The 25,854-nt window shown below is 37.2% G+C and carries 24 protein-coding genes; 23 read left to right on the top strand and 1 reads right to left on the bottom strand.

The window, feature by feature from the left end; all coding sequences use genetic code 11:
- The first annotated feature begins 1 nt into the window (after position 1).
- The 3 genes from ACYQ21_RS02795 (at position 2) to ACYQ21_RS02785 (ending at position 5,622) form a co-directional block, all read left to right on the top strand.
- Positions 2-4,249: an acyl-CoA dehydratase activase-related protein gene (locus ACYQ21_RS02795; RefSeq protein ID WP_460054900.1), complete on the top strand. Its 4,248-nt coding sequence runs from the start codon at positions 2-4 to the stop codon at positions 4,247-4,249.
- A gap of 26 nt (positions 4,250-4,275) precedes the next feature.
- Positions 4,276-4,644 carry a pyridoxamine 5'-phosphate oxidase family protein gene (locus ACYQ21_RS02790; RefSeq protein WP_460054898.1) on the top strand — a complete coding sequence of 123 codons (369 nt, stop codon included), beginning with the start codon at positions 4,276-4,278 and terminating at the stop codon, positions 4,642-4,644.
- 417 nt (positions 4,645-5,061) lie between these two features.
- Positions 5,062-5,622 carry a pyridoxal-phosphate dependent enzyme gene (locus ACYQ21_RS02785; protein ID WP_460054896.1) on the top strand — a complete coding sequence of 187 codons (561 nt, stop codon included), beginning with the start codon at positions 5,062-5,064 and terminating at the stop codon, positions 5,620-5,622.
- Between the two features lie 140 nt (positions 5,623-5,762).
- Here the strand turns inward: ACYQ21_RS02785 and ACYQ21_RS02780 are convergent, their stop codons facing one another.
- On the bottom strand, positions 5,763-6,743 hold the full coding sequence (locus ACYQ21_RS02780) for an AraC family transcriptional regulator (RefSeq protein ID WP_460054895.1): 981 nt from the start codon (positions 6,741-6,743) through the stop codon (positions 5,763-5,765).
- Positions 6,744-6,854: 111 nt separating this feature from the next.
- Here ACYQ21_RS02780 and ACYQ21_RS02775 point away from each other — a divergent pair, with 111 nt between their 5' ends.
- The 20 genes from ACYQ21_RS02775 to ACYQ21_RS02680 all read left to right on the top strand — a co-directional run bounded on the left by ACYQ21_RS02775 (position 6,855) and on the right by ACYQ21_RS02680 (position 25,848).
- Positions 6,855-8,177 (top strand): glycoside hydrolase family 28 protein, encoded by a 1,323-nt coding sequence (locus ACYQ21_RS02775; protein ID WP_460054892.1) that lies wholly within the window; start codon positions 6,855-6,857, stop codon positions 8,175-8,177.
- The gene (gene uxaC, locus ACYQ21_RS02770) at positions 8,168-9,547 is read left to right on the top strand and encodes a glucuronate isomerase (RefSeq protein ID WP_460054891.1); all 1,380 of its coding nucleotides are present in this window, start codon (positions 8,168-8,170) and stop codon (positions 9,545-9,547) included. Before ACYQ21_RS02775 ends, uxaC begins: the two co-directional genes overlap by 10 nt.
- A gap of 125 nt (positions 9,548-9,672) precedes the next feature.
- The gene (locus ACYQ21_RS02765; RefSeq protein WP_460054889.1) at positions 9,673-11,658 is read left to right on the top strand and encodes a glycosyl hydrolase family 95 catalytic domain-containing protein; all 1,986 of its coding nucleotides are present in this window, start codon (positions 9,673-9,675) and stop codon (positions 11,656-11,658) included.
- A gap of 45 nt (positions 11,659-11,703) precedes the next feature.
- Entirely contained in the window at positions 11,704-12,594 is an 891-nt protein-coding gene (locus tag ACYQ21_RS02760; protein WP_460054886.1) for a carbohydrate ABC transporter permease, read from the top strand.
- 46 nt (positions 12,595-12,640) lie between these two features.
- Positions 12,641-13,486, top strand: a complete 846-nt coding sequence (locus ACYQ21_RS02755; protein WP_460054884.1) for a carbohydrate ABC transporter permease — start codon at positions 12,641-12,643, stop codon at positions 13,484-13,486.
- A gap of 4 nt (positions 13,487-13,490) precedes the next feature.
- Positions 13,491-14,162 carry a hypothetical protein gene (locus tag ACYQ21_RS02750; RefSeq protein ID WP_460054882.1) on the top strand — a complete coding sequence of 224 codons (672 nt, stop codon included), beginning with the start codon at positions 13,491-13,493 and terminating at the stop codon, positions 14,160-14,162.
- Positions 14,143-15,009: a glycoside hydrolase family 43 protein gene (locus ACYQ21_RS02745; RefSeq protein WP_460054879.1), complete on the top strand. Its 867-nt coding sequence runs from the start codon at positions 14,143-14,145 to the stop codon at positions 15,007-15,009. The genes ACYQ21_RS02750 and ACYQ21_RS02745 overlap by 20 nt, the downstream gene beginning before the upstream one ends.
- A gap of 74 nt (positions 15,010-15,083) precedes the next feature.
- On the top strand, positions 15,084-16,397 hold the full coding sequence (locus ACYQ21_RS02740) for an ABC transporter substrate-binding protein (protein ID WP_460054877.1): 1,314 nt from the start codon (positions 15,084-15,086) through the stop codon (positions 16,395-16,397).
- Between the two features lie 175 nt (positions 16,398-16,572).
- On the top strand, positions 16,573-17,850 hold the full coding sequence (locus ACYQ21_RS02735) for a Gfo/Idh/MocA family protein (RefSeq protein WP_460054875.1): 1,278 nt from the start codon (positions 16,573-16,575) through the stop codon (positions 17,848-17,850).
- Positions 17,851-17,892: 42 nt separating this feature from the next.
- A complete protein-coding gene (locus ACYQ21_RS02730; RefSeq protein ID WP_460054873.1) occupies positions 17,893-19,143 on the top strand; it encodes a tagaturonate reductase in 1,251 nt (416 codons plus the stop codon).
- Complete coding sequence (locus tag ACYQ21_RS02725; protein ID WP_460054872.1) at positions 19,140-20,636, top strand: UxaA family hydrolase; 1,497 nt, start codon at positions 19,140-19,142, stop codon at positions 20,634-20,636. The genes ACYQ21_RS02730 and ACYQ21_RS02725 overlap by 4 nt, the downstream gene beginning before the upstream one ends.
- Before the next feature lie 701 nt (positions 20,637-21,337).
- Positions 21,338-22,066 carry an aminoglycoside phosphotransferase family protein gene (locus tag ACYQ21_RS02720; protein WP_460054870.1) on the top strand — a complete coding sequence of 243 codons (729 nt, stop codon included), beginning with the start codon at positions 21,338-21,340 and terminating at the stop codon, positions 22,064-22,066.
- A 47-nt stretch (positions 22,067-22,113) separates the two neighbouring features.
- Entirely contained in the window at positions 22,114-22,557 is a 444-nt protein-coding gene (locus ACYQ21_RS02715; protein ID WP_460054869.1) for a VOC family protein, read from the top strand.
- Between the two features lie 336 nt (positions 22,558-22,893).
- A complete protein-coding gene (locus ACYQ21_RS02710; protein ID WP_460054867.1) occupies positions 22,894-23,364 on the top strand; it encodes a hypothetical protein in 471 nt (156 codons plus the stop codon).
- Between the two features lies 1 nt (position 23,365).
- On the top strand, positions 23,366-23,716 hold the full coding sequence (locus ACYQ21_RS02705) for a helix-turn-helix domain-containing protein (protein ID WP_460054865.1): 351 nt from the start codon (positions 23,366-23,368) through the stop codon (positions 23,714-23,716).
- Positions 23,716-24,150, top strand: coding sequence for a protein-export chaperone SecB (locus ACYQ21_RS02700; protein ID WP_460054862.1), 435 nt, complete (start codon positions 23,716-23,718; stop codon positions 24,148-24,150). Before ACYQ21_RS02705 ends, ACYQ21_RS02700 begins: the two co-directional genes overlap by 1 nt.
- Before the next feature lie 104 nt (positions 24,151-24,254).
- Positions 24,255-24,683 carry a hypothetical protein gene (locus ACYQ21_RS02695; RefSeq protein WP_460054861.1) on the top strand — a complete coding sequence of 143 codons (429 nt, stop codon included), beginning with the start codon at positions 24,255-24,257 and terminating at the stop codon, positions 24,681-24,683.
- A gap of 15 nt (positions 24,684-24,698) precedes the next feature.
- On the top strand, positions 24,699-25,037 hold the full coding sequence (locus tag ACYQ21_RS02690; protein ID WP_460054858.1) for a hypothetical protein: 339 nt from the start codon (positions 24,699-24,701) through the stop codon (positions 25,035-25,037).
- On the top strand, positions 25,034-25,402 hold the full coding sequence (locus ACYQ21_RS02685; protein WP_460054855.1) for a hypothetical protein: 369 nt from the start codon (positions 25,034-25,036) through the stop codon (positions 25,400-25,402). Before ACYQ21_RS02690 ends, ACYQ21_RS02685 begins: the two co-directional genes overlap by 4 nt.
- Positions 25,403-25,608: 206 nt before the next feature.
- Positions 25,609-25,848, top strand: a complete 240-nt coding sequence (locus ACYQ21_RS02680; protein ID WP_460054854.1) for a hypothetical protein — start codon at positions 25,609-25,611, stop codon at positions 25,846-25,848.
- The last annotated feature ends 6 nt before the right edge of the window (positions 25,849-25,854 follow it).

The following is a 25,854-nucleotide window of genomic DNA, read 5'->3' as shown; positions in this document are numbered from 1 at the left end:
TTTGAAAGTACAAGCAGGATTAGATGTTGGTTCAACGACAGTCAAGTTGGTCATCATTGACGAGAAAAAAGAGATTATCTTTTCTCAATATAAGAGACATTTTTCAGATGTTCAGCAGGCAACGACTCAGATTATGAGGGAAGCACTTGAAAAATTTGGTGCCGATTTAGAACTGTCACTCATGGTGACAGGGTCAGCTGGAATGGGGATTGCGGAGGTCTATGACCTGCCCTTCATTCAAGAAGTCATTGCCTGTACGGAGGCAGTCGAGCAGTTTATTCCCCAGACAGATGTGGTCATTGAACTAGGGGGAGAGGATTCTAAAATCACCTTTTTAGGACAGACTTTAGAGCAACGGATGAATGGCACTTGTGCAGGTGGGACAGGCGCATTCATTGATCAGATGGCTAATCTTTTGAATACTGATGCGACAGGTATCAATGAACTTGCTAAGGAAGCTCAGAACGTCTATCCTATTGCCTCTCGTTGTGGCGTCTTTGCTAAAACAGACGTTCAGCCACTGATTAATCAAGGGGCACGCAAGGAAGATATTTCAGCAAGTATTTTGCAAGCAGTGGTCAATCAAGCGATTGCTTCACTTGCTTCAGGTCGTAAAATTGTTGGCAATGTGGCTTTTTTAGGCGGTCCTCTCTATTTCTTGAGCGAATTACGTGAGCATTTTATCAAGACTTTGAAATTGACCTCAGATCAGGTTATTTTTCCAGAAAATGCCTTGATATATGTGGCACTTGGCGCGGCTGTTCATGCAGATAATCAGCATTATTTTCGTCTAGCAGATTTCTATGATGCCTTAAATGAAAGATGCTCAGACTTATCAAGTGCTCTAGCTTTAGAGCCTTTGTTTGAAAACAAAGCAGAGCTTGCAGCGTTTCGAGCACGTCACAATCAAGCAACCGCTCAATACAAACCACTTACAACACATATCGGACCAATTTTCTTAGGGATTGATGCCGGTTCAACGACGACAAAGGTTGTCGCCATTGATGATGAGGGTAGCATTTTATTTGACCATTATGGCCATAATCAAGGTCAACCTCTGGAAACTGTGATTGAAGTCATACAAGATTTATATGCTCAATTGCCAGAAAACACCTGTATCGGTAAGGCAACAGTTACTGGCTATGGTGAAGAATTGATTCGCTCAGCGATTCAGGTAGATATCGGTACTGTTGAAACGATGGCGCATTATAAAGCGGCTAATCGCTTTCAACCCGGGGTGGATTTTATTCTCGATATCGGGGGTCAAGATATGAAAGCCATGACGATTAAAAATGGTGTCCTATCTTCAATCCAGTTAAATGAGGCGTGTTCTTCTGGCTGTGGCTCCTTTATCGAAACATTTGCACATGGTTTGAATTACGAGATTTCTGATTTTGCAGACGCTGCGGTACACGCTAAAAAACCAGCCGATTTGGGTTCAAAATGTACTGTTTTCATGAATTCAAAAGTCAAACAAGTCCAAAAAGAAGGCTTCGAAGTGGGAGACATCTCAGCCGGTTTGGCTTATTCTGTGATTAAAAACGCCTTGTATAAGGTCATTAAAGTACGCCGACCAGAAGATTTGGGCAAAAAGATTATCACGCAAGGTGGGACTTTTTACAATGAAGCAGTCCTTCGAGCTTTTGAAAAAATTGCAGGTGTAGAAGTTGTCCGACCGTCAATTTCAGGTCTGATGGGTGCTTATGGCTCAGCTTTAATTGCCCTTGATAATTATCAAATTGGAGAAATTTCAACCCTACTTAATCGGGATGATTTGACACAATTTGAAGCAACTAAAGCATTTAGCCGTTGTAAACTCTGTGAAAATAATTGTGCCTTGACCTTGACTTTATTCTCAGATGGTCGTCGATTTGTTTCAGGCAATCGGTGTGAACGTGGCGCAGGAATTGAGCTTGATAAGACGACAAGCAAGACTGATTTAGTAGAGTATCGTTACAAAAAATTATTTGGTTACCGCGCCTTGCCGCTTCGTAAAGCCTCTCGTGGTGTGATTGGCATACCACGCGCCCTCAATATTTATGATAATTATCCTTTGTGGCACACGATTTTAACTGATTTGGGTTTTCGTGTTCAGTTGTCCCCTCGTTCGGACAAAGCAGTTTATGAACAAGGCATTGAAACCATTCCAAGTGATACGGTTTGCTATCCAGCGAAAATCACACATGGTCATGTTCAATCCTTAATCAATCAAGGGATTACCAATATTTTCTTTCCAAGTGTGGTCTATGAAGTATTGGAACATGAAGAGGCCAATAATCATTATAATTGTTATGTGGTGCAAGGTTATCCAAACTTGATTCGCCATAATATTGATGAAATTGTTTCTGGTGAAGTCGCCTATCATGCACCTGTGATTAATCTTGCAGATCGCGCTGAATTAGTTGAAACCCTAATCAAAGATTTTCCAGAGGCTAACTTGACGCTTGCGGAAGTGACCGCAGCGGTCGCACATGGTTTTGCTGAATTAGAAGCCTTCAAACAAGATTTGAAAGACCAAGGTGAACAAGTCTTAGCAAAAATTGTACAGAATGGCGAACGTGGGATTATCTTGGCAGGTCGACCTTACCATGTTGACCCAGAAATTAATCATGGCATTTCCAAAGTCATAGCAGGTGAAGGATTTCATGTCTTGACAGAAGACAGTGTTTATCATTTAGGTGATATCAAAAATTTACGCGTCGTCAATCAATGGGAGTACGGTTCTAGGCTATTTGCAGCAGCTAAAGTGGCAGCTTTGACCCAAAACTTGGAACTCGTACAGCTGAATTCCTTTAGTTGCGGTTTAGATTCTATTGCAACCGACCAATTGGATGAGATTTTAGAGCCCTATGGTAAAGTTTGTACAGTCCTTAAAATTGATGAAGGGGCGAATTTAGGAGCTGTTAAAATTCGCCTACGATCACTCAAGGCAGCCATTGAGGACAAGGAAAAAGGTCGCATCCAACCAGCCTTGCCAGCACATTTAGGTGGCGAGAGCAGTCGCATTCAATTCACCCAAGAAATGAAGGCACGTCACACGATTTTGATTCCTTCTTATGCGCCACTGAGCCAAAATGGCTTACAGGATGTCGCTTTCCGTGAATCTGGTTATCATGTCGAAATTTTACCCGCCAAAAATTTTAAGGCATTGGATATCGGTTTGCGTTATGTGAATAACGAGTATTGTCACCCACCCATTGATTATGTGGGACAACTCGTTGAAGCGCTACAAAGTGGGCAATACGATTTGGATAATACCTCCATTTTCATTATGGATCCGGGGATTGATTGTAGTTGCCGAGGCGCGAATTTCTTTACTGTGCTAGAAAAAGCCATCAAGGATGCCGGCTTTGGCAATGTCCCGGTTGTCCCTCAGCCTTTCGCCTTTAAAAATTATGAAACTGATCCTGAAAAATCAGCCTTGGTTTTGACCTTGCCACTGATGAAACGTTTATTATTGACCGGTGCCTATAGTGATTTATTTGGGAAAGTTGTCTATCGCACACGCCCTTATGAAATCGAAAAAGGATTTGTCAATCGCTTGCAAGAAAAATGGTTGCTGAAAATTGCTGATAATATCCGCAATACCTCTTTTAGTGACTTTAGAGACAATATGCACGCCATTATCCACGAATTTGACACGATTCCTTTAACTGATGTCAAAAAATTGCGAGTTGGCATGGTCGGTGATGCGGAATTGACTGTTCCCTTCTCAAAAAATACCTTTAATATCGCAACCTTGCTTGAAGAAGAAGGTGTGGAAGTCGTTGTGCCCGGTATGGGTTTCTTTGGTACTTATAATATCAAAGATATGGGCGAACAGATGACTGATTTTGCAGAACAATTTTATGCAGAAGTTGAAAAACCTTTGGACGATGCTTTACGTGCCTCGAAACGGTTTGATCATTTCTATTCCATATTTGATATGCAAGACTCTGCCGATGATGTGGCACCATTTGCCAATTATAAAGGAACATTTGGCTTCATGACTGGTGGTAAAATGATTGAATTGTTAAAAGACGGCATTGACAATATCGTACTCTATCAAGCCTTTAGTTGTTCGATTAACTATGTCAGTGGTGTCGGAATTAATAAAGCCTTGAAGCATCGTTATCCGAAAGCCAATATTGTCAATATCGACTATGATCCGGGGATGTCCATGGTCAATCAGGTCAACCGAATTCGGCTGATGATTTCAGCCGCAGAAAAACAGGCGGCAAAAGTAGCTAAAGCGCTAACTTTAGCCTAAACCTTAAGGGTAGAAAAGAGAAAAAAATGAGCCAAGAAGCAGCATTGTTAAAAGAAGCAGGCGTTTACTTCGTCGCAACAGTTGACGGCGATCAACCTAAGTTAAGACCATTTGGTGTTATCAATGAATTTGAAGGCAAAGTCTATTTGGCAACTAGCAACGATAAAGCCGTTTTTGCGCAATTTATCGCAAATCCAAAGGTGCAATTATCTGCTAATTTACCTAATAAATGGTTCCGAATTAAAGGGAAATTAGTTCAAGATGCGCGTGATGAGGCTAAGCAATCTTTCTTGGATCACAATGAAAGATTAAAAGAAATTTATAGTGGTGAACCCTTCAAACATTTAGAAGTCTTGTATCTCACAGATGTGACAACGACTGTTTATGAAAGTTAAATTTAAAAGTTGCAACTCGAAATAAAACTAGAGGTTGGTACAAAAGTCCTCTAAAAAATAGGTTATGAACGATTTCCGTGTTAATCAAAATGTTCATAGCCTATTTTGTGTGAAATTGGTATCCTTTTGTCAAAACAATACGAAATTAGCAAGAAAAGCGCTGCTACCATTGAAAAAATCAAGAACCTGTGAAAAGTCGAAAATTAGTATCATTTAGTCTATTCATTTTTGAAGCCTTTTGTCCCAACCTCTTTTTAATTCAAAAGCGAGATAGCAATAGAAAGGTTAGACGTTCAAATCTCATATCCAGACATTAGTGATTTGAACCAACATCATTAAAAAATGCGATGACCAATCTTATAAAATGAGGGTATGATAATAGAAAGGGGCAATCAATCGTCCTGACAGAAAGGTAGCATGAACATGACAATTAATAAATCAATTACTGAATTAGTTGGTGGCACACCACTATTAGAACTGGTCAATTATGAAGCACAACACAATTTAGAGGCAAGCATCATTGCAAAGTTAGAGTATTTCAATCCTAACAGCAGCATCAAGGATAGAATTGCTTTAAATATTATTGAAGAAGCTGAAGCTAGTGGTGAATTGAAACTTGGAACAGGCGGAACTATCTCAGGAGTGGGTGAGTTTTTAAAAGAAAAGAACCCTGACATCAAGATTGTTGCCGTTGAACCCACACTTGACTCATTATCGACACCTGAACTAGAAGTCGATGAAATCACAGGTGTCCATCCCTTTTCTTACATTCCAAAAGAATGGGTGCCAGAAAACTTTAATGCAGAAATCTACGATGAAGGCATCGCCGTCACGACTGAACAGGCTTACGAAACGATTCGTGAAGTTGCAAAAACAGATGGTGTCTTATTGGGGTTTCAGACATTCACACGATTCATGCGGACATCACCAAGTAGTCAGAGATTGATGTCTGGGTCGCCAAAATTATCGCAGAAGTAGGGACGACAATTGATGCTTGATTAATAATGCAACGTGGCTAAGCGGTTTTACCGAATTGAAAAAAATAGTTCAAAAGTTGCCTATACTTTATAAACTTAAACGAGTAGACGATTTGAATTTGAATCGTCTACTCGTTTAAGTTATTTTCGGAAAGCGCTTGGTAATTTATGGTAATAGTCTTTAAATTTAATATAAAAATCTCGTTTATTGGTATAACCAACCATTTCCGCAATTGTTTCAATCGAAAAAGAAGTCGTCTCAATCAAGAGATGGGCTTGCTTAAGTTTTTTTTCTCTGACCAGTTGGCTAAATGTTTTGCCAACTTTTTTCTTGATTAAATTAGATAGATAATTGGAATTGTAACCTAAAAAGGTAGCTAAATCAGTCAGAGTAATGCTCGTATAGTCACTTTCAATTTTTTGTAAAATCGCTAAAATCAAATCATTATCGGTTGAGGAGGATAAAATTTGACTAATATTTGAATGATAAACTCGAGAGAGCTGATAAAATAGAATTTGACTTTGGGCATCCATGATTTCTTTACTGGCAATAGATGAATTTTGTTTAAAAAACTCTAAAACCATCTGTTCTAGCGTATTTTGTATGGCAGGTTCTTCTTGGATATCTAAAACTAAATAATTTTCATGACAACTATTACCATGAACTGAGTTGACAAAAAAGGTATAGGCGAGACCGTGACTTTGAGCATCTAAATTTTTAAGTAGCGAAATATTTAAATCACTTTTATTAAAAATGATATTGAGTAAAATGTCATTATAACCTAGAGGCTCTAGACTATGACAAGCATCTGTATCCATGAGTAGCACTTGTTTTTCTCGTAAAATCAACTCTTGACCATTAACAATCTGTTTACTTTCTCCTTGAAACATAAAATTAATTTCCAAGAAATCATGATTATGTAAAGGGTAAGGGGCAAATCTCCGATGCTTGCGAACAATAATCGGATGGTTATCAAAGATATTGTCATTGCTGAGACGAAAATTTGAAAGTTGAAATAGGTCTGTGCCATCGTCCAGATCTTCAATAAATTCACCGTTTATCTTTTGACGCGCCTCTTTTTCATCTAAGGGTAAAAACAAATTGAGTAGTTTATTTAACATTTTCTAACTCCTGTAAATATGTTACTACTATTCTAATATATTGCTACTGAAATTGAAAGTAAAAATTGTTATCTTAGTAGTATAAATTAATTTAAGGAAGTGATAGGCAGTATGACTCTTAGTAAAAGTGTTTTCCGAATAAATGAAAGCGATTCCATAGAAACGGCACTTGACACGATTAAAAGTGAGGGTGGTGGACACTTAATTTTGTCAAAAGGTCAATACAAAACAAGTGGAATTAGTCTTTGTTCTAATTTAACACTTGAACTTGAAAGCGGTAGCGTACTGACCTTTACAGATGATCCAAATGATTATCCACCAATCTGGACAAGATGGGAAGGGGTTGAATGTTTCGCTATGAAACCTCTCATTTATGCCGATGACGTTGAAAATGTTGCCATTATTGGTAGTGGTATAATTGATGGCAATGGTCGAAAATGGTGGGAGATGTTTGCAGACATCGAAAGTGAGAATCGGACACAGCCAAGGGAAGCCTATGAATTAAGATTGGCAGCTCTTAATCCAGATTATGGCAGTCGGACTGGTGGTGGCGCAAGACCTTCGACGCAATTTTTAAGACCGCCATTGATTCAATTTTGGAAAAGTCAAAATATCAAGATTCAAGGTGTGACCATTCAAAATTCTCCCTTTTGGACTTTACACACCGTTTATAGTCAAGAGATTAGCATTGATCAGGTCACCATTTACAATCCACACGATGCGATTAATACAGATGCCATTGATATAGACTCCTGTCGAAATGTCAGGATTACAAATTCTATTTTTGATGTTGGTGATGATGCGATTACCCTGAAATCAGGTTCTGGTGCTGATGGTCTACGAATCAACCGACCAACTGAAGAAGTTCAGGTTAATAATTGTAAAATTTTAGCTAGTCATGGCGGGATTGCCATCGGAAGCGAAACAGCAGGTGGCATTAAAAATGTGATGGTGACAGACTGTGAATTTCAAGGGACGCAACGTGGTATTCGATTGAAATCTCGTCGTGGTAGAGGTGGCATCATTGAAAACATTCATTTGAAAAATTTGGTGATGACGGGGTGTTGGTGTCCCATTGTCTTAGGGATGTACTTTGCACCTGGTGTTTTACCACACGAACGAAAAGTGATTTTAAATCCTGAAATGGAGCAAAAAACAGCAACAACACCAAGTATTAGAAATATTATCATTGATAATCTTCAAGCAGATCAAGTCAGAAGTACGGCAGCATTTATCGTTGGTTTGCCAGAATCTAAGATTGAAAATGTTGACATTACAAATTTTTCATGGTCACTTGCAGCTGAAGAAGAGTTGCTTGACACCTCTAATACCGAACCAACAGAAGGTCTATTTCATGACAATGATAGAGGGATTAAAACGATTAACGTCAGTCATTTAACCATAAATGGAGTGGAGATAAAAACATGTTCCTAAATGATAACTTTTTACTAGAAAATGAAAGTGGCAAACAATTATTTCACGATTTTGCTAAAGATGAACCGATTTTTGATTATCACTGTCATTTAAGTCCGCAGGAAATTTTAGCTAATCAACCTTACCGTAATATCACACACATTTGGTTGGGTGGCGATCACTATAAATGGCGCCTAATGCGTGCTAATGGTATCTCAGAAGATTTAATCACTGGTGATACACCAGATTATGACAAATTTCTTGCTTTTGCTCAAACACTTGAAAAAGCTTGTGGTAATCCGATTTACGAGTGGACACATTTGGAACTCAAACGTTTTTTCAAAATAGATGACATTCTTAACGAAAAAAGCGCACCAGCGATTTGGAAAAAATGCAATGCCTTACTTGCAACAGAGGATTTTTTACCTCGAAATTTGATTGCTAACATGCAAGTTAGAGCGCTTTGTACCACAGATGACCCCATTGATGATTTGTCAGCCCATGAGCAACTGGCCAAAGAAGAAGAGAGATTTAAAGTTTTACCAACCTTTAGACCAGATAAGGTCATGCAGATTGAAAAAGTAAGCTTCAGTGATTATATCAAGCAATTAGGTGCTGTAACTGGTGGAACTATTCTTTCTCTTGACAACTTGAAAGCAGCATTAGCAGCCCGAATTATCTTTTTTAAGGCACATGGTGGTCTACTGAGTGATCACGCCTTGCCGGCTTTTCCTAAAAAAGAAGTTGTGTCACGCGCTGCTTTAGAGGTTATTTTTCAAAAAGGTTTAAAACAGGAAACGCTTGGTGAAAAAGAAATTGCGAGTTATCACTATCATATTTTACTTGTTTTAAATCAACTCTATGTTGAAAATGACTTTGTTGCGCAGTGGCATTTAAATTCAATTCGTGATTTAAATACACCGATGTACCAAAAATTGGGACCAGATACAGGTTTTGATGCGATTGGCAATGCTGAACTGATGGCAGAACGAATCGCTGTCTTTCTAGATGATTTACCAAAAATGCCAACTAGCATTTGGTATTCACTTAATCCAAATGATTGGTTAAGTCTATTGACAGTTTTAGGTGGCTTTCAAAATGGTACAGGCGTACAGAAACATCATTTTGGTAGCGGTTGGTGGTTTGATGATACTTACTCAGGAATGAGGAAACAACTCACGGATTTATCAGAACAAGGTTTATTGGGAAATTTTATCGGCATGCTGACAGATTCAAGAAGTTTCTTGAGCTATCCACGGCATGAATATTTCAGACGTGTGCTGTGTTCTTTAATTGGGAGTTGGGTTGAAGCGGGACGTGTTCCTTTTGAAATGGCAAGTCAAACGGTTCAAAAAATTAGTTATCAAAATGCCAATGATTTATTTTCTTAAAACTGATATGATAATAAATGAAAGCGTTTGATTATCGTTGTGAACTTAGCTTGATTAGTGTACAGTGCAAGTCATTGACAATCAACTTTAAAGGACAATGACCATACAAAACGAGGAGATAAGCAATGCAAAAATTAGATGTTGTCAAGAGGCATCGACCGCATTTTACTGAAATTGATTATGAATCCCCTCTTAGTGTCGGAAATGGTAACTTTTGTTTCAATACTGATATAACAGGTTTCCAAACACTTTATGATGAATATCTAGTGAGACATAACCCTTTATGTATCATGAGTCATTGGGGCTGGCATACCGCACCTAACTTGGCAGGGAGCGCCTATACTTACGATGACCTTGAATTAGATGTTTATCCCTATCAAGATAGAGAAGTCTACTATCCTGTTACAAGTAAAAGTGGTAACGAAGCTGTTTATCACTGGTTGAGACAAAATCAACATCGTGCGAATTTGGCGACTTTCCGCTTAATTGTGGCAGGGACTCAGGCATATTATCTGAAACCTGAGGAAATTCAAGCGATTTCTCAAACGCTTTACTTGGATGAAGGAAGAATTGTTTCAAATTATGAAATCTTAGGTGATGTTTTTACTGTCGAAACCTTAGTTGATTCTGATAGTGATACTGTACATTTTCGTATGAAGAGTGAGGCTTTTAAGACGCAACGTGCCAAAATTGAAGTATGTCTACCGTATCCTAATCATGAAATTCAGGGTGGTCGCTTTGATGTGGATGATAAAAAACATGAGGCACAACTCAAAGGAACACAGATTAAACATACCTGCGATGATTTAGTTAAAATTATGGACTTTCATCTACCAACAAGTCAGTTGGTACAAGTTGCACCTTTTATTTTTGAAATTCAGCCAACTGCTGATACGACAGAAACATGGTATGAAGTATCTGTTACTTTTTCAAAAGATATTGTCAGTCAAGTTGAAAGAAAAAGTTTTCAGACAATCAAAACAAAAGTCTGTCGACATTGGCAAGCGTTGTTTAATAGCGGTTCAGTTTGGGACTTTCCAAAAGATAATCCAGACTTTCTTGAGCTAGAAAGACGGAGTGTTTTATCAATTTATCAGCTAGCGCTTCATTCTAGCGGTGCCATTCCTTCTCAAGAGACAGGCTTACTCTGTAATTCATGGTATGGTAAGTTTCACTTGGAAATGGTTTATTGGCATACAGCCTACGCCATCGAAAGTAGTCGGATATTTCTGGTTCTACCTCAGCTTGCTTGGTTTAAAACGATTATCCCGCAAGCTCGATGGAATGCAAAGAAAAATGGTTTTAAAGGTTTACGTTGGCCTAAGATGATTGACCCATCTGCGATTGACAGTCCATCAGAAATAGCCCCCTTATTAGTTTGGCAACAAACACATCTTGTCACCTTACTTGATTTAGTAAGAGAAAGGCTTGACAGCTCTCTAATACATTTTATGCAGGAATATTGGGAGGTGGTTGAAGGAACGCTTGATTTTGTTTGTGATTTTCTTGTTTATGACGCGACCACAGATACCTATAACATGGTAGGACCAGTTATTCCCAGTCAGGAAGAATTTGAGCCAATGCGCGTTAAAAATCCAACTTTTGAGATGAGCTATTGGCGGTATGGCTTGACCATTGGATTAAAATGGGCGCGAATACTTGGCAAAGAAAAGAAAGATTGGCAAATCGTCCATGACAAAATTGCCCTCGTTTTTCCTACACAAGATGGTTTATATCCTTCCCATCAATGGGCACAAGATACCTTTCCAACTTATATGAAAGATCACCCGACACAGTTAGCCATCTATGGTTTATTTCCTAATGAGGCAGTTGATACAGAAGCTTTGACAAAAACATTAGATAGAGTCTTGGCAGAATGGGATGAGCAGTCTATGTGGGGCTGGGATTACGGCTACATGGCAATTTTAGCCAATCGTTTAGGGCAACATGACCTCGCAGTTGAGATTCTTTTGAAAGCTTGCCCTAAAAATTATTACGCTAAGAATGGGCATAATTATCAAAAAGGTCGCGTGGATTTACCCGCTTATTTGCCGGGAAATGGTGCCTTACTTCTAGCGATTGGCCGCTTATTTCCACACTATCGTGTTTAAAACACGTACAGTAATGATAACAACAAAAGAAGGAGATGTAACATTTTGAAAAATAAGCATCAATTCAAAGATTTTTTAAACAATGAAAACGTTGTCGGATATGTATTTTCTTCACCATTTATTATTGGATTTTTACTGGTAACATTTATTCCAATGATGGTCAGTTTTTACTATTCATTTACAAATTTTAAATTAGGTGGTATCGCAAATATCATCGGATTTGAAAATTATTTACGGCTTTTCCAAGACGAACGCTTCATTAATTCGCTCAAGGTGACATTCATTTATGTGGTTCTTTCTGTCCCTATGAAACTAGCATTTGCCCTATTTGTAGCTTATTTACTCACAAGAAAAATTGGTGGGGTAACAATTTATCGTTCGCTTTACTATGTCCCGAGTTTGATTGGTGGTAGTATCGCTGTTGCACTTGTTTGGAAAGAATTATTTTCTAAATCGGGCCTCATCAATATTTTACTTAATAGCATAGGTCTTGAAAGTTTGTCTTGGTTTGGGGATAAAAAACTCGCCATGGTGCCTTTGATTTTAATGACAGTTTGGCAATTTGGCTCAAGTATGATCATCTTTGCAGCTGGTCTAAAAGAAATCCCGCAATCTTACTATGAAGCAGCAACGATTGACGGGGCAACAAAATGGCAATCATTCTTTAAAATCACATTACCATTACTTTCTCCAATTGTTTTATACAACTTGGTTATGCAAACAATCTCAGCATTCATGAGTTTTACCCAAGCCTTTGTCATTACCAAAGGAGGACCGGGTGATGCGACTAATTTTTACGCCCTTTATGTGTATAATCATGCCTTTAAATATTATGATATGGGATACGCCAGTGCCATGAGCTGGTTCATGTTAGTGGTCATGAGCTTGGTAACATTCATGATCTTTAAGTCATCTAAAAAATGGGTAAAAGTATAAAGTGGTGCAATGAAATTGGCTAGAAGTTCAATAGGAGAATATGACGATGTATTATAAAAAACAAAAATTAAATAAAATCTTTTTACATCTCTTCATTATTGCTTTTGGGATTGTGATGATTTATCCAGTTTTATGGATGGTTTCAGGCTCATTAAAAAATAATACAGAGATTTTAAACAGTTCATTTAACTTAATTCCACCAAATTTTAGATGGGAAAATTTTTCTAAAGGTTGGGAAGGATTTGGTGGTATTGGCTTTGGAAGATTCTTTGTCAATTCAATCGTTGTTTCCTCGCTTTCCACTTTAGGAACTGTTTTGAGTTCAGCCTGTGTATCTTATGCGCTGACAAGGATTAATTTCAAGGGCAAAAAATTCTGGTTTGTTGTCATGCTAGCAACGATGATGATTCCAACACAAATTATCTTAATTCCGCAATATATTATTTGGAATAAATTAGGCATGGTTGGCACCTATGTGCCACTTATTTTACCACATTGGTTTGGTCAAGCTTTCTTTATCTATCAAATGATGCAGTTCATGGTTAGTATTCCAACAGAATTAGATGAAGCAGCCTATATGGATGGGTGTAGTAAATATTCAATTTTTGCGCGTGTCATTTTCCCTCTTTTGAAGCCTGCGATGGTTACAACGATTATTATTCAATTTTACTGGAAATGGGATGATTTTATGGGACCACTCGTTTATTTGAATAAACCGACCAGTTATACAGTCTCTTTGGCCCTTAAAATGTTTGCAGACACTGCAAGTCAGACAGATTTTGGCGCCATGTTTGCCATGAGTACAGTGTCACTATTGCCTGTCTTTCTCATCTTCCTATTCTTCAATAAATATCTCGTTGAAGGCATTAGTACCAGTGGTTTAAAAGGATAAGCGTATGGATAAAAGTAAAATCATTGAAGATAAACTTTTTTATAAATTGTTCTCTAAGAGTTATAGCTTGTTGCTGTTAAATCTCTGCTTCATCATCGCTTTACTGCCTTTGTTACCCTTAGTTTTCACTAGCCATAATCTTCCAATTACAGTGGTGAAACTATTGGTGACCTTAGTTTACTTGCAACTTATTTTACGCACTTTGTTTCAAAGCACGCGAAAAATAGTTTTTGATCATCAAGTAGCTATTTTAAAAACATTTCTGACCTCCTTTAGACAGAATAGTCAGGAAAAAATAAAAGTGAGTCTGGTCTATAGTGGCTTGTTTACCTTTATTGGAATTGATCTTTATTTTGTGGTCGTTGTCTTACAGCAATTTCTGATATTTCCCTTTGTTTTCTCCATCTTTCTTCTGATTTGGAGTGGCTTTATCAATGAGATGATGACAAGTCAGAAACTTGTCTATCATCAAGAGACACTCAAATTACTTGCCTATCTTGCATTAAAAAAAATAGTCATCAATTTTCTAGTTTTGATATTGGCAGTATTATGTTTACTGGCATTTGAGTATCACCTTGTATTTACGCTCCTCTTTTGTCCAGCTCCCCTTGTTAGCCTAGCGATTGGGCTTCACAGACATTTCGAAAGGAGAAAAAGTGAAGTTAGAGGAAATTAACATTCGTGACCCTTATGTTTTAGCTTTTGAAGGGACTTATTATCTCTATGGCACAAGAGGCTATAATTGTTGGGAACAGCCCAAAGACTTAACCACCCTCGGATTTGATGTGTATACGAGTCAAGATTTGATTAACTGGCAAGCACCACAAGAAATTTTCCGTTATGAAGCAGGTTTTTGGGGACAACAAAATTTTTGGGCACCTGAAGTACATGTTTACCAAGGTAAATTTTATCTCTTTGCAACTTTTACTGGACCAAATGTCAAACGAGGCACACAAGTTTTAAAATCAGATAGTCCTCTCGGACCGTTCATTCCTTATAGTAAAGGGGCTTTGACCCCAAAAGATTGGGAATGCTTAGACGGCACTTTATTTGTAGATGAAAGAGGCGCACCTCATCTCATTTTTTGTCACGAGTGGGTGCAAATCAGAGACGGCACGATTTGCAGTGTTGCGCTCTCTGATGATCTAAGCGCACCCATTGGAGAGGTAAGGGAATTATTTAAAGCCTCTGAGCCAACTTGGTCAGACAAGGAGGCCAAATGCTATGTCACAGATGGTCCCTTTCTACATCGCTGTTCCAATGGCAAGTTGCTCCTATTTTGGTCGTCACTAAAAAATAATGCCTATGTCCAAGCGATTGCCTATCCTGATAATGATTGTTTAAATGGTAACTGGCAACACAGTAAAGCGTTATTTTTTGATAAGAACGGTGGACATGGGATGCTCTTTCAAGCCTTTGATGGTCAATGCTACTTTACATTACATCAACCTAATGAACGCGAACATGAACATCCTGTTTTTCTAAAAATAACTGAAGAGGACATTTTATCCTACCTAGGATGAATATATAAGGGACATGCTAAGCGCTTCATTAGTGGCGCTTAGAAATCCCTATAAACTAAAAAAGGAAGAAAAAAATGAAGAAAATCAAAAAAGTAGCCAAAGTATTGGCAGTAGCAGGCATTGCCACTAGTATTTTAGTAGGTTGTGGGGCTAAAAAAGAGGAAAAGACCTCTGGAGATGGCGACAAAGTAAAATTGACAATGGCATGGTGGGGCTCCCAAGCACGCCATGATGCGACAGTTAAAGTGATTGACATGTATGAAAAACAAAATCCAAATGTCAAAATCGAACCAGAATTTTACGATTTTGATGGCTATGTAACAAAATTAAATGTTGCAACAGCCGCAGATAAAGTGTGGGATATTTGGCAAATTGCAGGAAACTACCCAGCTTATTTGAATAATATTGAACCTCTTGATACTTATATTGACAAAGGATTGATTGATACGAAAGATACCTCAGAAGCTTACCTGAAAACAACACAACGTGATGGTAAACAGTTAGGGCTTTCTAATGGGATGAATGCTTATGCTATTGCCTATGATCCGGAACTATTTAAAAAAGCAGGTATTGAAGAACCGACGACTGATTGGACATGGGAAGATTTTGAAAAAATTTGTTTGAAAATTAAGGAAAAATTAAACATTTATGGATTTGAATTGGAACAATTGGATGATTTCTATCCCGGTGCAAGTGTTGGGGTAGGACAATATGGTGGTGGCCTTAACTTCTATGACAAAGATGATGATGCTAAGTTAGGTTTTGACAAATCAAATCTCCTCTCACCATATTTTAAAATGCGAAAAACCCTTGTAGATGCTGGTGCAATGCCTGATAGTGGTGCTATTGCAGAAGTAAAAGACATTGAAAATTCATACCTTGTCAAAAAAGAAAGTGCTATGAAATGGATTGCCAGTAACCAAGTCAATGCCCTTGGACAAGCTGCTAATCGGGAAATCAAATTAATCACATTACCAAAACGTAAAGAAGATGTGGGTAGTACAGCTCTTATGAGTTCACAAATGCTTTGTATTGCTAAAAATTCGAAGTATAAAGAAGAAGTTGCTAAATTTATCAATTTCTTCCAAAATGATATTGAGGCCAATAAAATTTTAAATGGCGAACGTGGTGTGCCAATCATGGAAAAAGTCCGTGAAGAATTGAAGAAAGATGCAACAGATACTTTGAAATCGACTTTTGACTATATTGAACTGGTTGGCGAAAAAGGTAATTCAGAGATTAACACAGTTGAAAATCCTAATAATGCGATTATCCGTGACCAGTATCTCTTGCTTTTACAACAAGTGATTGCTGGTGAAATGAAACCAGATGCTGCTGCAAAAGAAATCTATGATTTTGCTAAAGAGAAAGTAAAAGAGGCAAAATAATCAGTCTAGAGAAGGTGGGACAATATTGTATGTCAATGTTGTCTTGACATCTTTAGCTCAATTATCTAAAAAACACGATTTTTTCCAGATATCCCAACTTGGTATTTTGGTTGAAATTCGTGTTTTATTAGATAAAAGCTAAGCGTAACTAAAGTGATAAATGAAAGAGGTCGAGATGAAAAAAAGATATGTTCAAGTTGGAACAGGTGGTAGAGCACGTTTTTATTATGAAGCAATTGCGAAAGATTTCAAAGAGACAAGTGAAATCGTTGGCTTTTGTGATGTCTCACAGACGCGTATGGCTTATGCCAATCGCGTGATTCATGAAAAATATGGTTGCCCTAAAGTACCGACTTATTTTTATACCGATTTTGAGCAAATGCTAGATGATTTGCAACCTGACTGTGTGATTGTGACAAGCGTTGATCGTACACATCATGATTATATTATCCGTGCGATGAGGAAAGGCTACGATGTTGTGTGTGAGAAACCACTCACAATCGACGAAGAAAAAGCCAAAGCGATTCTTAAAGCTCAAAAAGAAACCGGTCGGAACTTACGAGTGACCTTTAATTACCGTTATGCTGCGCATAATACAAAAATTCGGGAATTGCTTGCCCAAGACACGATAGGCACGGTCTTTTCGGTTCATTTTGAATGGTTACTGAATACATCTCATGGCGCCGATTATTTCAGGCGTTGGCATCGCAATAAATATAATAGCGGTGGTCTTTTGGTGCATAAGTCCACACACCATTTTGATTTGGTTAATTTTTGGTTGCAAACTGTCCCTAAAAAAGTCTTTGCTCTTGGCGCGCTTAATTTTTATGGCATGAAAAATGCAGAACAACGTGGCGTAAAAGAGTTTTATGCACGTGCCTACGGCAGTGAAGCTGCTAAGCGTGATCCTTTTGCACTTGACTTGGAGAGCAGCAAGGAATTGCGCGAGCTATATTTAAAGGCAGAAGAAGATAGTGGTTATATCCGTGACCGAAGTGTTTTTTCAGATGATATTTCGATTGAGGACACCATGGCTGTTACCGTTCAATATGAAAATAATGCCATGCTGAGCTATTCACTCAATGCCTATATGCCCTATGAGGGATTTAAAGTAGCATTCAATGGTAGTAAAGGTAGGATTGAGATGACGATTATTGAAAAATCTTATGTCAATGCTGGTGGTAAAAAAGAGGACGAAGGTGCCTTAGCATTTCAAGAGATAACTGTTTATCCACTTTTTGCGCCATCTTATCAAGTAGACATCACTGAAATGGCTGGTGGACATGGTGGCGGCGATCCGATTCTTTTGCAAGATATTTTCGGTGAGAAAACTGAAGATATTTGGAATAGAAGCGCTGACCATATAGATGGCGTGATGAGTATTTTAACAGGGATAGCCGCCAATCAGTCTATTGCGACTGGGCAAAGTGTGACACTTAAAGAGTTACTATAACCGATAAGCTTGACCGAATAACGGTACAAGGAAAGGAACAAAATGAGATTAAGCGAAAAAACATTAATCAAAAAAAGAAAAGATTATCCGATAAAAGTGGTGCAATTTGGCGAGGGACGTTTCTTGCGTTCATTTATTGAACTACAAATTGAAGAAATGAATGAAAACGGCTTATTTAATGGGAGTGTAGCAGTTGTGCAACCTTTAAAAACAGGTCGAATTGATGCACTAAAGGAACAAGATAATCTTTATACAGTTAAAGTTGCAGGGATAAAAGAAGGTATCGCAACAAATGCAGAAAAAGTGATAACAGTAATCAAGGAAGTGGTCAATCCTTATGAAGCTTACCAATCATTTTTGAACCTTGCAAGCCTATCAACGCTTGAAGTGATTACCAGCAACACGACTGAAGCAGGCATTACATGGATGGATGAAAAAGAAGTGAACTTTTTAGAGGAATGTCCAAAGAGTTTTCCAGCTAAATTGACAGCATTTTTATACAAACGTTATTTAGCAGAATTATCAGGTCTTTTGATTCTGCCTTGTGAATTGATTGAAAAAAATGGTGAGCAATTAAAAAAATACATCATACGACACGCGAAAAACTGGAATTTGGGTGATTCATTTATTGAATGGTTGATATCAGAAAATATTTTTGTTTCAACCTTAGTTGACCGAATTGTTTCAGCACCATTAGAAACTGATTTTGCTTATACTGATAGTGAAGCGACACAAACTGAACCTTTCATGTTTTTTGCAATTGAAGCTAAACAAGCAGAAGAAGAAAAGGTACGATCGATTTGGCCTGCTGAAAAAATCGGACTTAATGTTATTGTTGTGCAAGATTTAGCACCTTATAGGGAGCGTAAAGTGCGTTTATTAAATGGCGCTCATACTGCTATGGCAATGGTTGGCTTATTGAAAAATATCAAAGAGGTTGCAGAATTTACCAGCAGTGAATTCGGAAAAGCTTATATTGAGCGATTATATGATGAGATGATACCGTTGATTGATTTGCCAGAAGCGGAAGTTCGTCTTTATGCCTCAGAAGTTATCGAACGCTATCTGAATCCATATTTACATCATCAGTTGAAAGATATCGCCTTAAATAGTGTGTCAAAATTTAAGACCAGATTGTTGCCAAGTTTATTGGATTATCGCAAAAAGTTTGGTCAGGAACCCCTAGCTATCAATGAGGCACTGCAAGCCTTGGAAGATTATTATGCTTTGCATCAGGATGAAGCAATATTTTCAGCAGACGAACCAATAGAAAGTGTGTTAGAGCGCCTATGAGTAAAAATTACATGAAAATTAATCCCAACGACAATGTCGTCGTGATTCTACAAAATGTTAGCAAAGGAATTGAAATCGCAGGTGTTACAGCGCTTGAAGACATTCATTTCGGGCATAAGTTGGCGATCAAGCCGATAAAATCAGGAGAAAATATTCTAAAATATGGTTTTCCAATAGGTCATGCAACGCAAGATATTGCTGCAGGAGAATGGATTCATACTCACAATGTCAAAACTAATCTGAATGATGTGAAAAATTATGACTATAAACCTGTTACTCTATCAACTTTTCAATTGACAAATGATGATAGGCAAACTTTTCAAGGGTATACACGAGAAAACGGTGAAGTTGGCATTCGTGAAGACTTATACATTGTCCCGACAGTTGGCTGTGTTAATCAAACAGCGCAACGAATTTTGGATACATTTTCAAAAGACTATCCGGAATTATCAAGCATTTTTGACAATCAAATTATCCCCAAACATCCTTATGGTTGTTCGCAATTAGGAAAAGACCATGAACAGACAAAAGATTTTTTGGCAAGATTAACGATGCATCCAAATGCTGGGGGTGTACTTGTTCTAGGTCTGGGCTGCGAAAACAACACCATAGATGCGTTCAAGACTAGACTTGAAGAAATGGGTGGCATAAATCCAAATCGTGTCAAATTCTTAATCGCCCAAATGAGCGAAGATGAAATCGCAGATGGGATCCAACTTTTAGTAGAAATTGCTAAACATGCGCAACAAGACAAGCGGACTGCTGTGCCGATTTCCAAACTACGCGTTGGACTCAAATGTGGTGGGTCTGATGGCTTCTCTGGCATTACAGCCAACCCACTTTTAGGACTTTTTTCAGATTACTTGACCAATCATGGTGGTACAAGTGTCTTAACAGAAGTGCCTGAAATGTTTGGGGCAGAAGAAATTTTAATGAGCCGTGCCGAAAATCAAGCAGTATTTGAAAAAATTGTCACCATGATTAATGATTTTAAATCCTATTTCCTTGCCAATAACGAACCTGTTTATGAAAATCCAAGTCCGGGCAATAAAGCAGGAGGGATTACAACGCTTGAAGACAAATCACTTGGTTGTACACAAAAAAGCGGTAATGCCAAAGTCGTTGATGTTTTGAACTATACGGATAAATTGAAAAAAAATGGTCTGAATCTATTAGAAGCACCGGGTAATGATTTAGTTGCAGCCAGCGCTTTAGCTGTCAGTGGTTGTCATCTGATTTTATTTACAACAGGTCGTGGCAATCCATTTGGGACATTTGTACCGACAATTAAAGTATCTTCTAATACAGAACTTGCCACTCATAAATCTAATTGGATTGACTTTGATGCAGGAGTGTTTTTATCGCAATCAAAAGAAGATGTCCTACGTGAATTTGTAACTAAAGTGCTGGACATTGCAAATGGTGAGCTTGCTAAAAATGAACGCAATGGCTACCAAGAAATTGCGATTTTCAAGAAAGGGATTACCTTGTAAAATCATTTCAGAAGAAAACCAAGTAGTCCAGAGTATGCCAAATTATTAAAAGTTGAAGCAAAAGTCAGAACATACTTGGAGGTATTACTTTGAAAAATGCGATGCAATTTAAATCAATTGTGAAGAATATTTCGAAAGAAAATAGAACTTCTGCTCAATTGATCCTACAAACCGATATGCTAGAACGATTAGTCAAACGAATTTCGCTGTTGAACGTGAAGGTATAGCCTTCATTTATCCGGAAATTTTTCACCTATGTCTGTTCCGTTGAAGCTTGACGTGACGATTGGCGATAAAATGACAAAAGTGATTTCATTCAAGAACAATGGGCGGAGTATCAGTGAAGTTTTGATTATGCGAAAAATATTGATTTTGATAAAACTTGTGTATCTGTGGTAGAGGTGATGAATAAGTTAGAACTGTAGTTAGTACGAAAGTTGAGATTTATCATTCCTGATGATAGGAAGAAGCGCGAAAAAGTGCGTCGTATTTTATTAAATCAAATTGCTCAAAGCGTCATGGGCAGGATAGAGACAAGGCTGCTAAGTATGGTTTTTTGAAAACAGCAATTTGTCGGAAATTCCGACGAGTTCAATTTATTGCTTTGTTAAAATTCGACTGTTATCCAAAAATGTTTGCGTGATGTGTTTAATTTTTGTATAATTGGTATGAGATCGAAGATTTATGTGAGGAGGATTACAGTGAATACAAGTAGAAAATTAATAGGCTCAGGTGCGATATCGAAGATTTATGAAGAAGACGGAATAGCATACAAAACTTTTTCTGACGAGTACCCTTTGTCATGGGTAGAGTATGAAGTGAACATCCAACAAGAGATTCTAAAAAATACGCAGTTACTTGTTCCGAAAATGGAATTGATAAAAGAGTCAAAAGAAATAAAAATGGATTATATCGATGGGTACACAATTGGGGACCGCATGCGCAAAGAGAAATATAAGCATGCTTTAGAAGACCTTATTGATATTCAATTATCAATTCATAACTATAATAATTTAAAATTGAGTCAAGCACATGATGAATTTGAAAAGCAGATAAAAGAGTCAAGGCTTGATGAAGAACTTAAAAATATTGGTTTCTCACTACTATCAAAAATTGAAAAGAAGCCTATACTTTGTCATTTTGATATTCATTTCTTAAACATTATGTATGATCATACTGACTATTACATCATTGATTGGGTCAATGCTAAATTAGGTAATCCAGTATTAGATATTGCACGAACCTATATTATTTTGAAACAATATGCTCAAAGACTAGCTAACAAATACTTGAAGGCAATTGTCAAGAAAGGAAATTATGTAATGGCTGATGTAGAGACGGCTATCCCTCTCATGGCAATCCTTAGATTGACTGAACATGATGCTACGGATTTTGAAGCGAAACTTTTAGAAATGATTCATAACAATTAATCTCCAACAACCAATAGGCACAATTATAGAATAAGAAGGAGTTCGACATGAATAGAATTAATATTATCTGTCTAGGTGTAAAAAATATGACCGAATCGATTCACTTTTATCGTGATGGTCTTGGTTTTGAGACAAATATCAAAGAGGATAATCCCGACGTAATATTTTTCAATACAAATGGTACAAAATTTGAGCTATATCCCCTGGATTTATTAGCAGAAGATATTGATGAAGAAAATCCCCCTAAAATCGCAACAGGATTTGCTGGTATCACTCTGGCCTATAATGCTAAAAGTCAAAAAGAAGTGGACCAAGTAATTGAACTTGCGCGTCGTGCAGGTGGAAATGTTGTTAAGGAACCCATTAAAGTGTTTTGGGGTGGTTATAGCGGTTATTTCACTGATCCTAATGGTTATTATTGGGAAGTCGCCCACAATCCAAATTGGGCATTTGACGAAAATGATATGGTGATTTTGCAGAGCGAAGAATAAACATAAAAATGAAAAAGAAATACATTGGGAAAATCATTATTTTTCCGATGTATTTTTAGTTTAAGGTGTTGCACGGTTGACTGTTTCTTATCACGTATTTTCGGCTGATGAGGCTAGGAAATTTTTGTATGTATGGGGAAAGTGAATGCGAGACATATATAAAATAATTTTCTTTTGTCAACAAAAAATTAAATTTATATGATATACTGTAGATGATACAATTCAGTAAGCGAGTAGGTTTTTCAATATATGTTTAGGAGATTGTTTTTTGAAATTTAAGTATATAGTGAAACCTAATTCGGAAGCTGATAGGGAACATCTAGCTCTACCTTATATATGAGGCGTGTTATTTGGTCGGAAGATTGTTTAAAAGAACTTTTCTTAAAGATGCTAGCACACTTCAATCATTTCACTATAACTAATGGCATAATTGATCAATTGGAATACCCCGAGAGTTCTGACGAAATAATTCAATTACCTAGTACACAGAGTTTAGAATATTCTATTCGTATTAGAGATAGGAATAGCGGAAAGAGATACTGGACAATTATTATAAAACAGTTGAGGGATGACGGTGATGGAGAAAATAGTATTTTTGAAATCAGATTTAATGGTTCTAAAGAGCATCACAGAATATTGTTTTTTGGGTTATCTTTCGTTGATGATGCTGTGATATTGACGTACGGTTTTAAAAAAATGGTGGATAGATCAATTGTTGATCAGACGACTCATCTAAAAAAAGAATCGAATGCTATAAGACGCAGTATTCTGAATGATAATACTTTAAAAGATTGGATAGGTAACTGATATGAAAAACTCTTTATTAGATTTATTGATGGAAGACCCTTTTGTTCAAGAACTCACTTCAACGCCACAATATGAAAAATCACTTATTATTATTAAGAAAAAAATTCAGCTAGGCTTCAATCAACTTGAGTTAGCAGAAGCTATTGGCGTAGATTTTGATACCTACTTGGATATGGAATCAGGGTATACCTCAATTTCTATTGAGGAATACGATAAAGCAATTGCAAAAATATCAAAGATTGAAAAAGGGAGCATTGATTTAGGTGGCATGACTTCTGAAGCACTTCAATTTAACATCAGTTTCTCTTCTGATGATTGTATTTTTTATCCTATGAAAAAAGAGGTGGCATAGTGACTGTTTTGAAATTTAAAAATTATACAGTTAATAAAATGTTTTTTCAAGAGAATACCTTATTTGATAAAAAGATAAAAAAACTTAACTTGAATCCGGTTTTTAATTATACAATAATTCCTACGGATGATGTTAATACTAAAAATTTGTTGTTCAATGTCAAGATTGGGGATTTGGAATCTGAAGATTCTCCATTTTACATTGATATTGTTATCAATGGGCTATTTGAGTATGTACCTGAAGAAAATGAGCTTGAACTTTCAATGGACGATTATTTGAAAGAAAATGGGATAGCAATTTTATTTCCATATGCTAGAAGTATCATATCAACATTAACTTCTCAATCAAATTCCTCTTATCCTACAATAATCTTACCGACTATTAATGTTCCAGAGGTGGTTAGACGAAGCGAAAAAAGAGAAGAGAGTAAGTAGAGAAAAAATAAATGTGTAAGTCTTGAAAAAATCAAGGCTTTTTTGTTGCCCAAAATTTAAGAAAATGGAACTTTTGTATGTATCAGGAAAGTGAGGAAAGTCAGATGACAATAAATAGTCACATTAAAGCAATAGCAAGTCTGATTTACGATCAGCTAAATGAAGATTCCTATTTATGGACTTATGACACTATGGATGAAATGGGCGTACCCGAAAAACTTCAAGAGGAAGTCGCAGAAAAACTGTTTTCCTTAGCAAGTGATTATGATATTGGATTGTTGGGTGTTACTTTTGAACATAGCGATAACGACGGTGCTTTAGTCTATTGGGGATTATTAGGTTGTTCCGTAGATGAAATAACGATTTATGATTGTGTTTATGAAGTGGTAGAAAAAGAGTCTTTAGGTGATATTGATTATACTAGCACTTTCGTTAAAAATTTTGTCTCTAAATTCAATGCGTGTGTTGACTATTTACAGGAAGAAGAAAGTAAACTGCTTAAAGCATTAGAAGTACAAGGTTATAAGTATTGAATGAAGTGAGGTAAAATGGCAGATGAATTTAATACACTCGTTGCGACCTCCTTTGAGATTGAGCGTGAATATCGACTCAAAAAAATAGAAAATGTGACGATTGGGGTAGCGATTAAAAAGCGCCCTTTTATTGTCGTCAACGTTGGGAATATTTACTCGAAAATGGTGGGGATTGATACTTTTTTATTTGAGGAAGATTTAACATTAATTGAGAGTAATCAACTCGGGAAATATAATTTAGATAGTCTAGTGATTGCGAATCATGCAGTATTGGATCATCAAGAAGAAATTGAGTTGGCATTGGAAAATATCAAGGAACGCTATTTGGAGGAACTTGAAAGAGGTGAGAAATGAAAAATATTAAGCAAATAATGATTAGTATGATTAAGAGAATTAGTAGCACAACAATTACTCAACGATATTTTGTGAGTAGTGTTGTGTTTTTGTTTGGTGTTGGTTTCTTGATCCTAGCACAGATTAGCGGGGGAGAAAATACTAAAAAATTTCAAAGTCCAAGTGATGAAAAAACAGGGTTGAAATGGTCTCAACTATCGAAAAAGCAAGTTGTCGCATCTGAAACTGAAAGCCAGAAAACGATTGAAATGGGTGAAACTTCAAACTCAAAAACCGAGAGAACTTCTCAATCAGATCCTGCCTCCACCGTTATCGACAAAGGTACAGCTGTTGAAAATGTTGTACCACAAGTGCACCGATTATAAGTGTTAGTGCAGAGGTTGTTAATCGCTGTGGCACAACTGGTAGTCCGTTATATCACGACGGCTTACCATCCGCAAATGAGATTACCTCACTCACATTTAATAGCCAGGAAGGTAATGTAACCACCTTTGATTATTATTTTAAGGATATTTTATCTATTCCTAGCTATGGTCGTCAGGCTGAAGGGATTCAAACGGGACAGCTAATTGTGACAGTCCATAATAATGGCACAGCAACAATTAGAATCACAGGTGGTGTGCCACAAGTCACAAACGTGGGTTCGGAAGTGGTTGATATTCAAAGCTATTCGGTGGGGAAGACGCGGATAATTGGTGTTACTGCGGGTCAACAGATTCAAGGTTTACTTGTTCAACAGTCTTTTGGGCAATCGCCGTTGGGAACAGTTGATGATTTATCAGGAGATTATTTATTGACCTTTAATAAGTAATGTTTG

Source organism: Pseudolactococcus yaeyamensis, assembly GCF_054658615.1.
Note: the sequence above shows the minus strand (reverse complement) of the source record. Positions and strands in the feature narration are given on the sequence as shown.

Excerpts from the sequence above, each read along its gene's own strand:
- ACYQ21_RS02685 (WP_460054855.1), top strand. The coding sequence starts at position 25,034 with ATGAAAAATATTAAGCAAATAATGATTAGTATGATTAAGAGAATTAGT.
- ACYQ21_RS02690 (WP_460054858.1), top strand. The coding sequence starts at position 24,699 with ATGGCAGATGAATTTAATACACTCGTTGCGACCTCCTTTGAGATTGAG.
- ACYQ21_RS02775 (WP_460054892.1), top strand. The coding sequence starts at position 6,855 with ATGACTCTTAGTAAAAGTGTTTTCCGAATAAATGAAAGCGATTCCATA.
- ACYQ21_RS02780 (WP_460054895.1), bottom strand. The coding sequence starts at position 6,743 with ATGTTAAATAAACTACTCAATTTGTTTTTACCCTTAGATGAAAAAGAG.
- ACYQ21_RS02755 (WP_460054884.1), top strand. The coding sequence starts at position 12,641 with ATGTATTATAAAAAACAAAAATTAAATAAAATCTTTTTACATCTCTTC.
- ACYQ21_RS02790 (WP_460054898.1), top strand. The coding sequence starts at position 4,276 with ATGAGCCAAGAAGCAGCATTGTTAAAAGAAGCAGGCGTTTACTTCGTC.
- ACYQ21_RS02705 (WP_460054865.1), top strand. The coding sequence starts at position 23,366 with ATGAAAAACTCTTTATTAGATTTATTGATGGAAGACCCTTTTGTTCAA.
- ACYQ21_RS02740 (WP_460054877.1), top strand. The coding sequence starts at position 15,084 with ATGAAGAAAATCAAAAAAGTAGCCAAAGTATTGGCAGTAGCAGGCATT.
- ACYQ21_RS02730 (WP_460054873.1), top strand. The coding sequence starts at position 17,893 with ATGAGATTAAGCGAAAAAACATTAATCAAAAAAAGAAAAGATTATCCG.
- uxaC (WP_460054891.1), top strand. The coding sequence starts at position 8,168 with ATGTTCCTAAATGATAACTTTTTACTAGAAAATGAAAGTGGCAAACAA.
- ACYQ21_RS02750 (WP_460054882.1), top strand. The coding sequence starts at position 13,491 with ATGGATAAAAGTAAAATCATTGAAGATAAACTTTTTTATAAATTGTTC.
- ACYQ21_RS02785 (WP_460054896.1), top strand. The coding sequence starts at position 5,062 with ATGAACATGACAATTAATAAATCAATTACTGAATTAGTTGGTGGCACA.
- ACYQ21_RS02765 (WP_460054889.1), top strand. The coding sequence starts at position 9,673 with ATGCAAAAATTAGATGTTGTCAAGAGGCATCGACCGCATTTTACTGAA.
- ACYQ21_RS02695 (WP_460054861.1), top strand. The coding sequence starts at position 24,255 with ATGACAATAAATAGTCACATTAAAGCAATAGCAAGTCTGATTTACGAT.
- ACYQ21_RS02725 (WP_460054872.1), top strand. The coding sequence starts at position 19,140 with ATGAGTAAAAATTACATGAAAATTAATCCCAACGACAATGTCGTCGTG.
- ACYQ21_RS02735 (WP_460054875.1), top strand. The coding sequence starts at position 16,573 with ATGAAAAAAAGATATGTTCAAGTTGGAACAGGTGGTAGAGCACGTTTT.
- ACYQ21_RS02715 (WP_460054869.1), top strand. The coding sequence starts at position 22,114 with ATGAATAGAATTAATATTATCTGTCTAGGTGTAAAAAATATGACCGAA.
- ACYQ21_RS02710 (WP_460054867.1), top strand. The coding sequence starts at position 22,894 with ATGAGGCGTGTTATTTGGTCGGAAGATTGTTTAAAAGAACTTTTCTTA.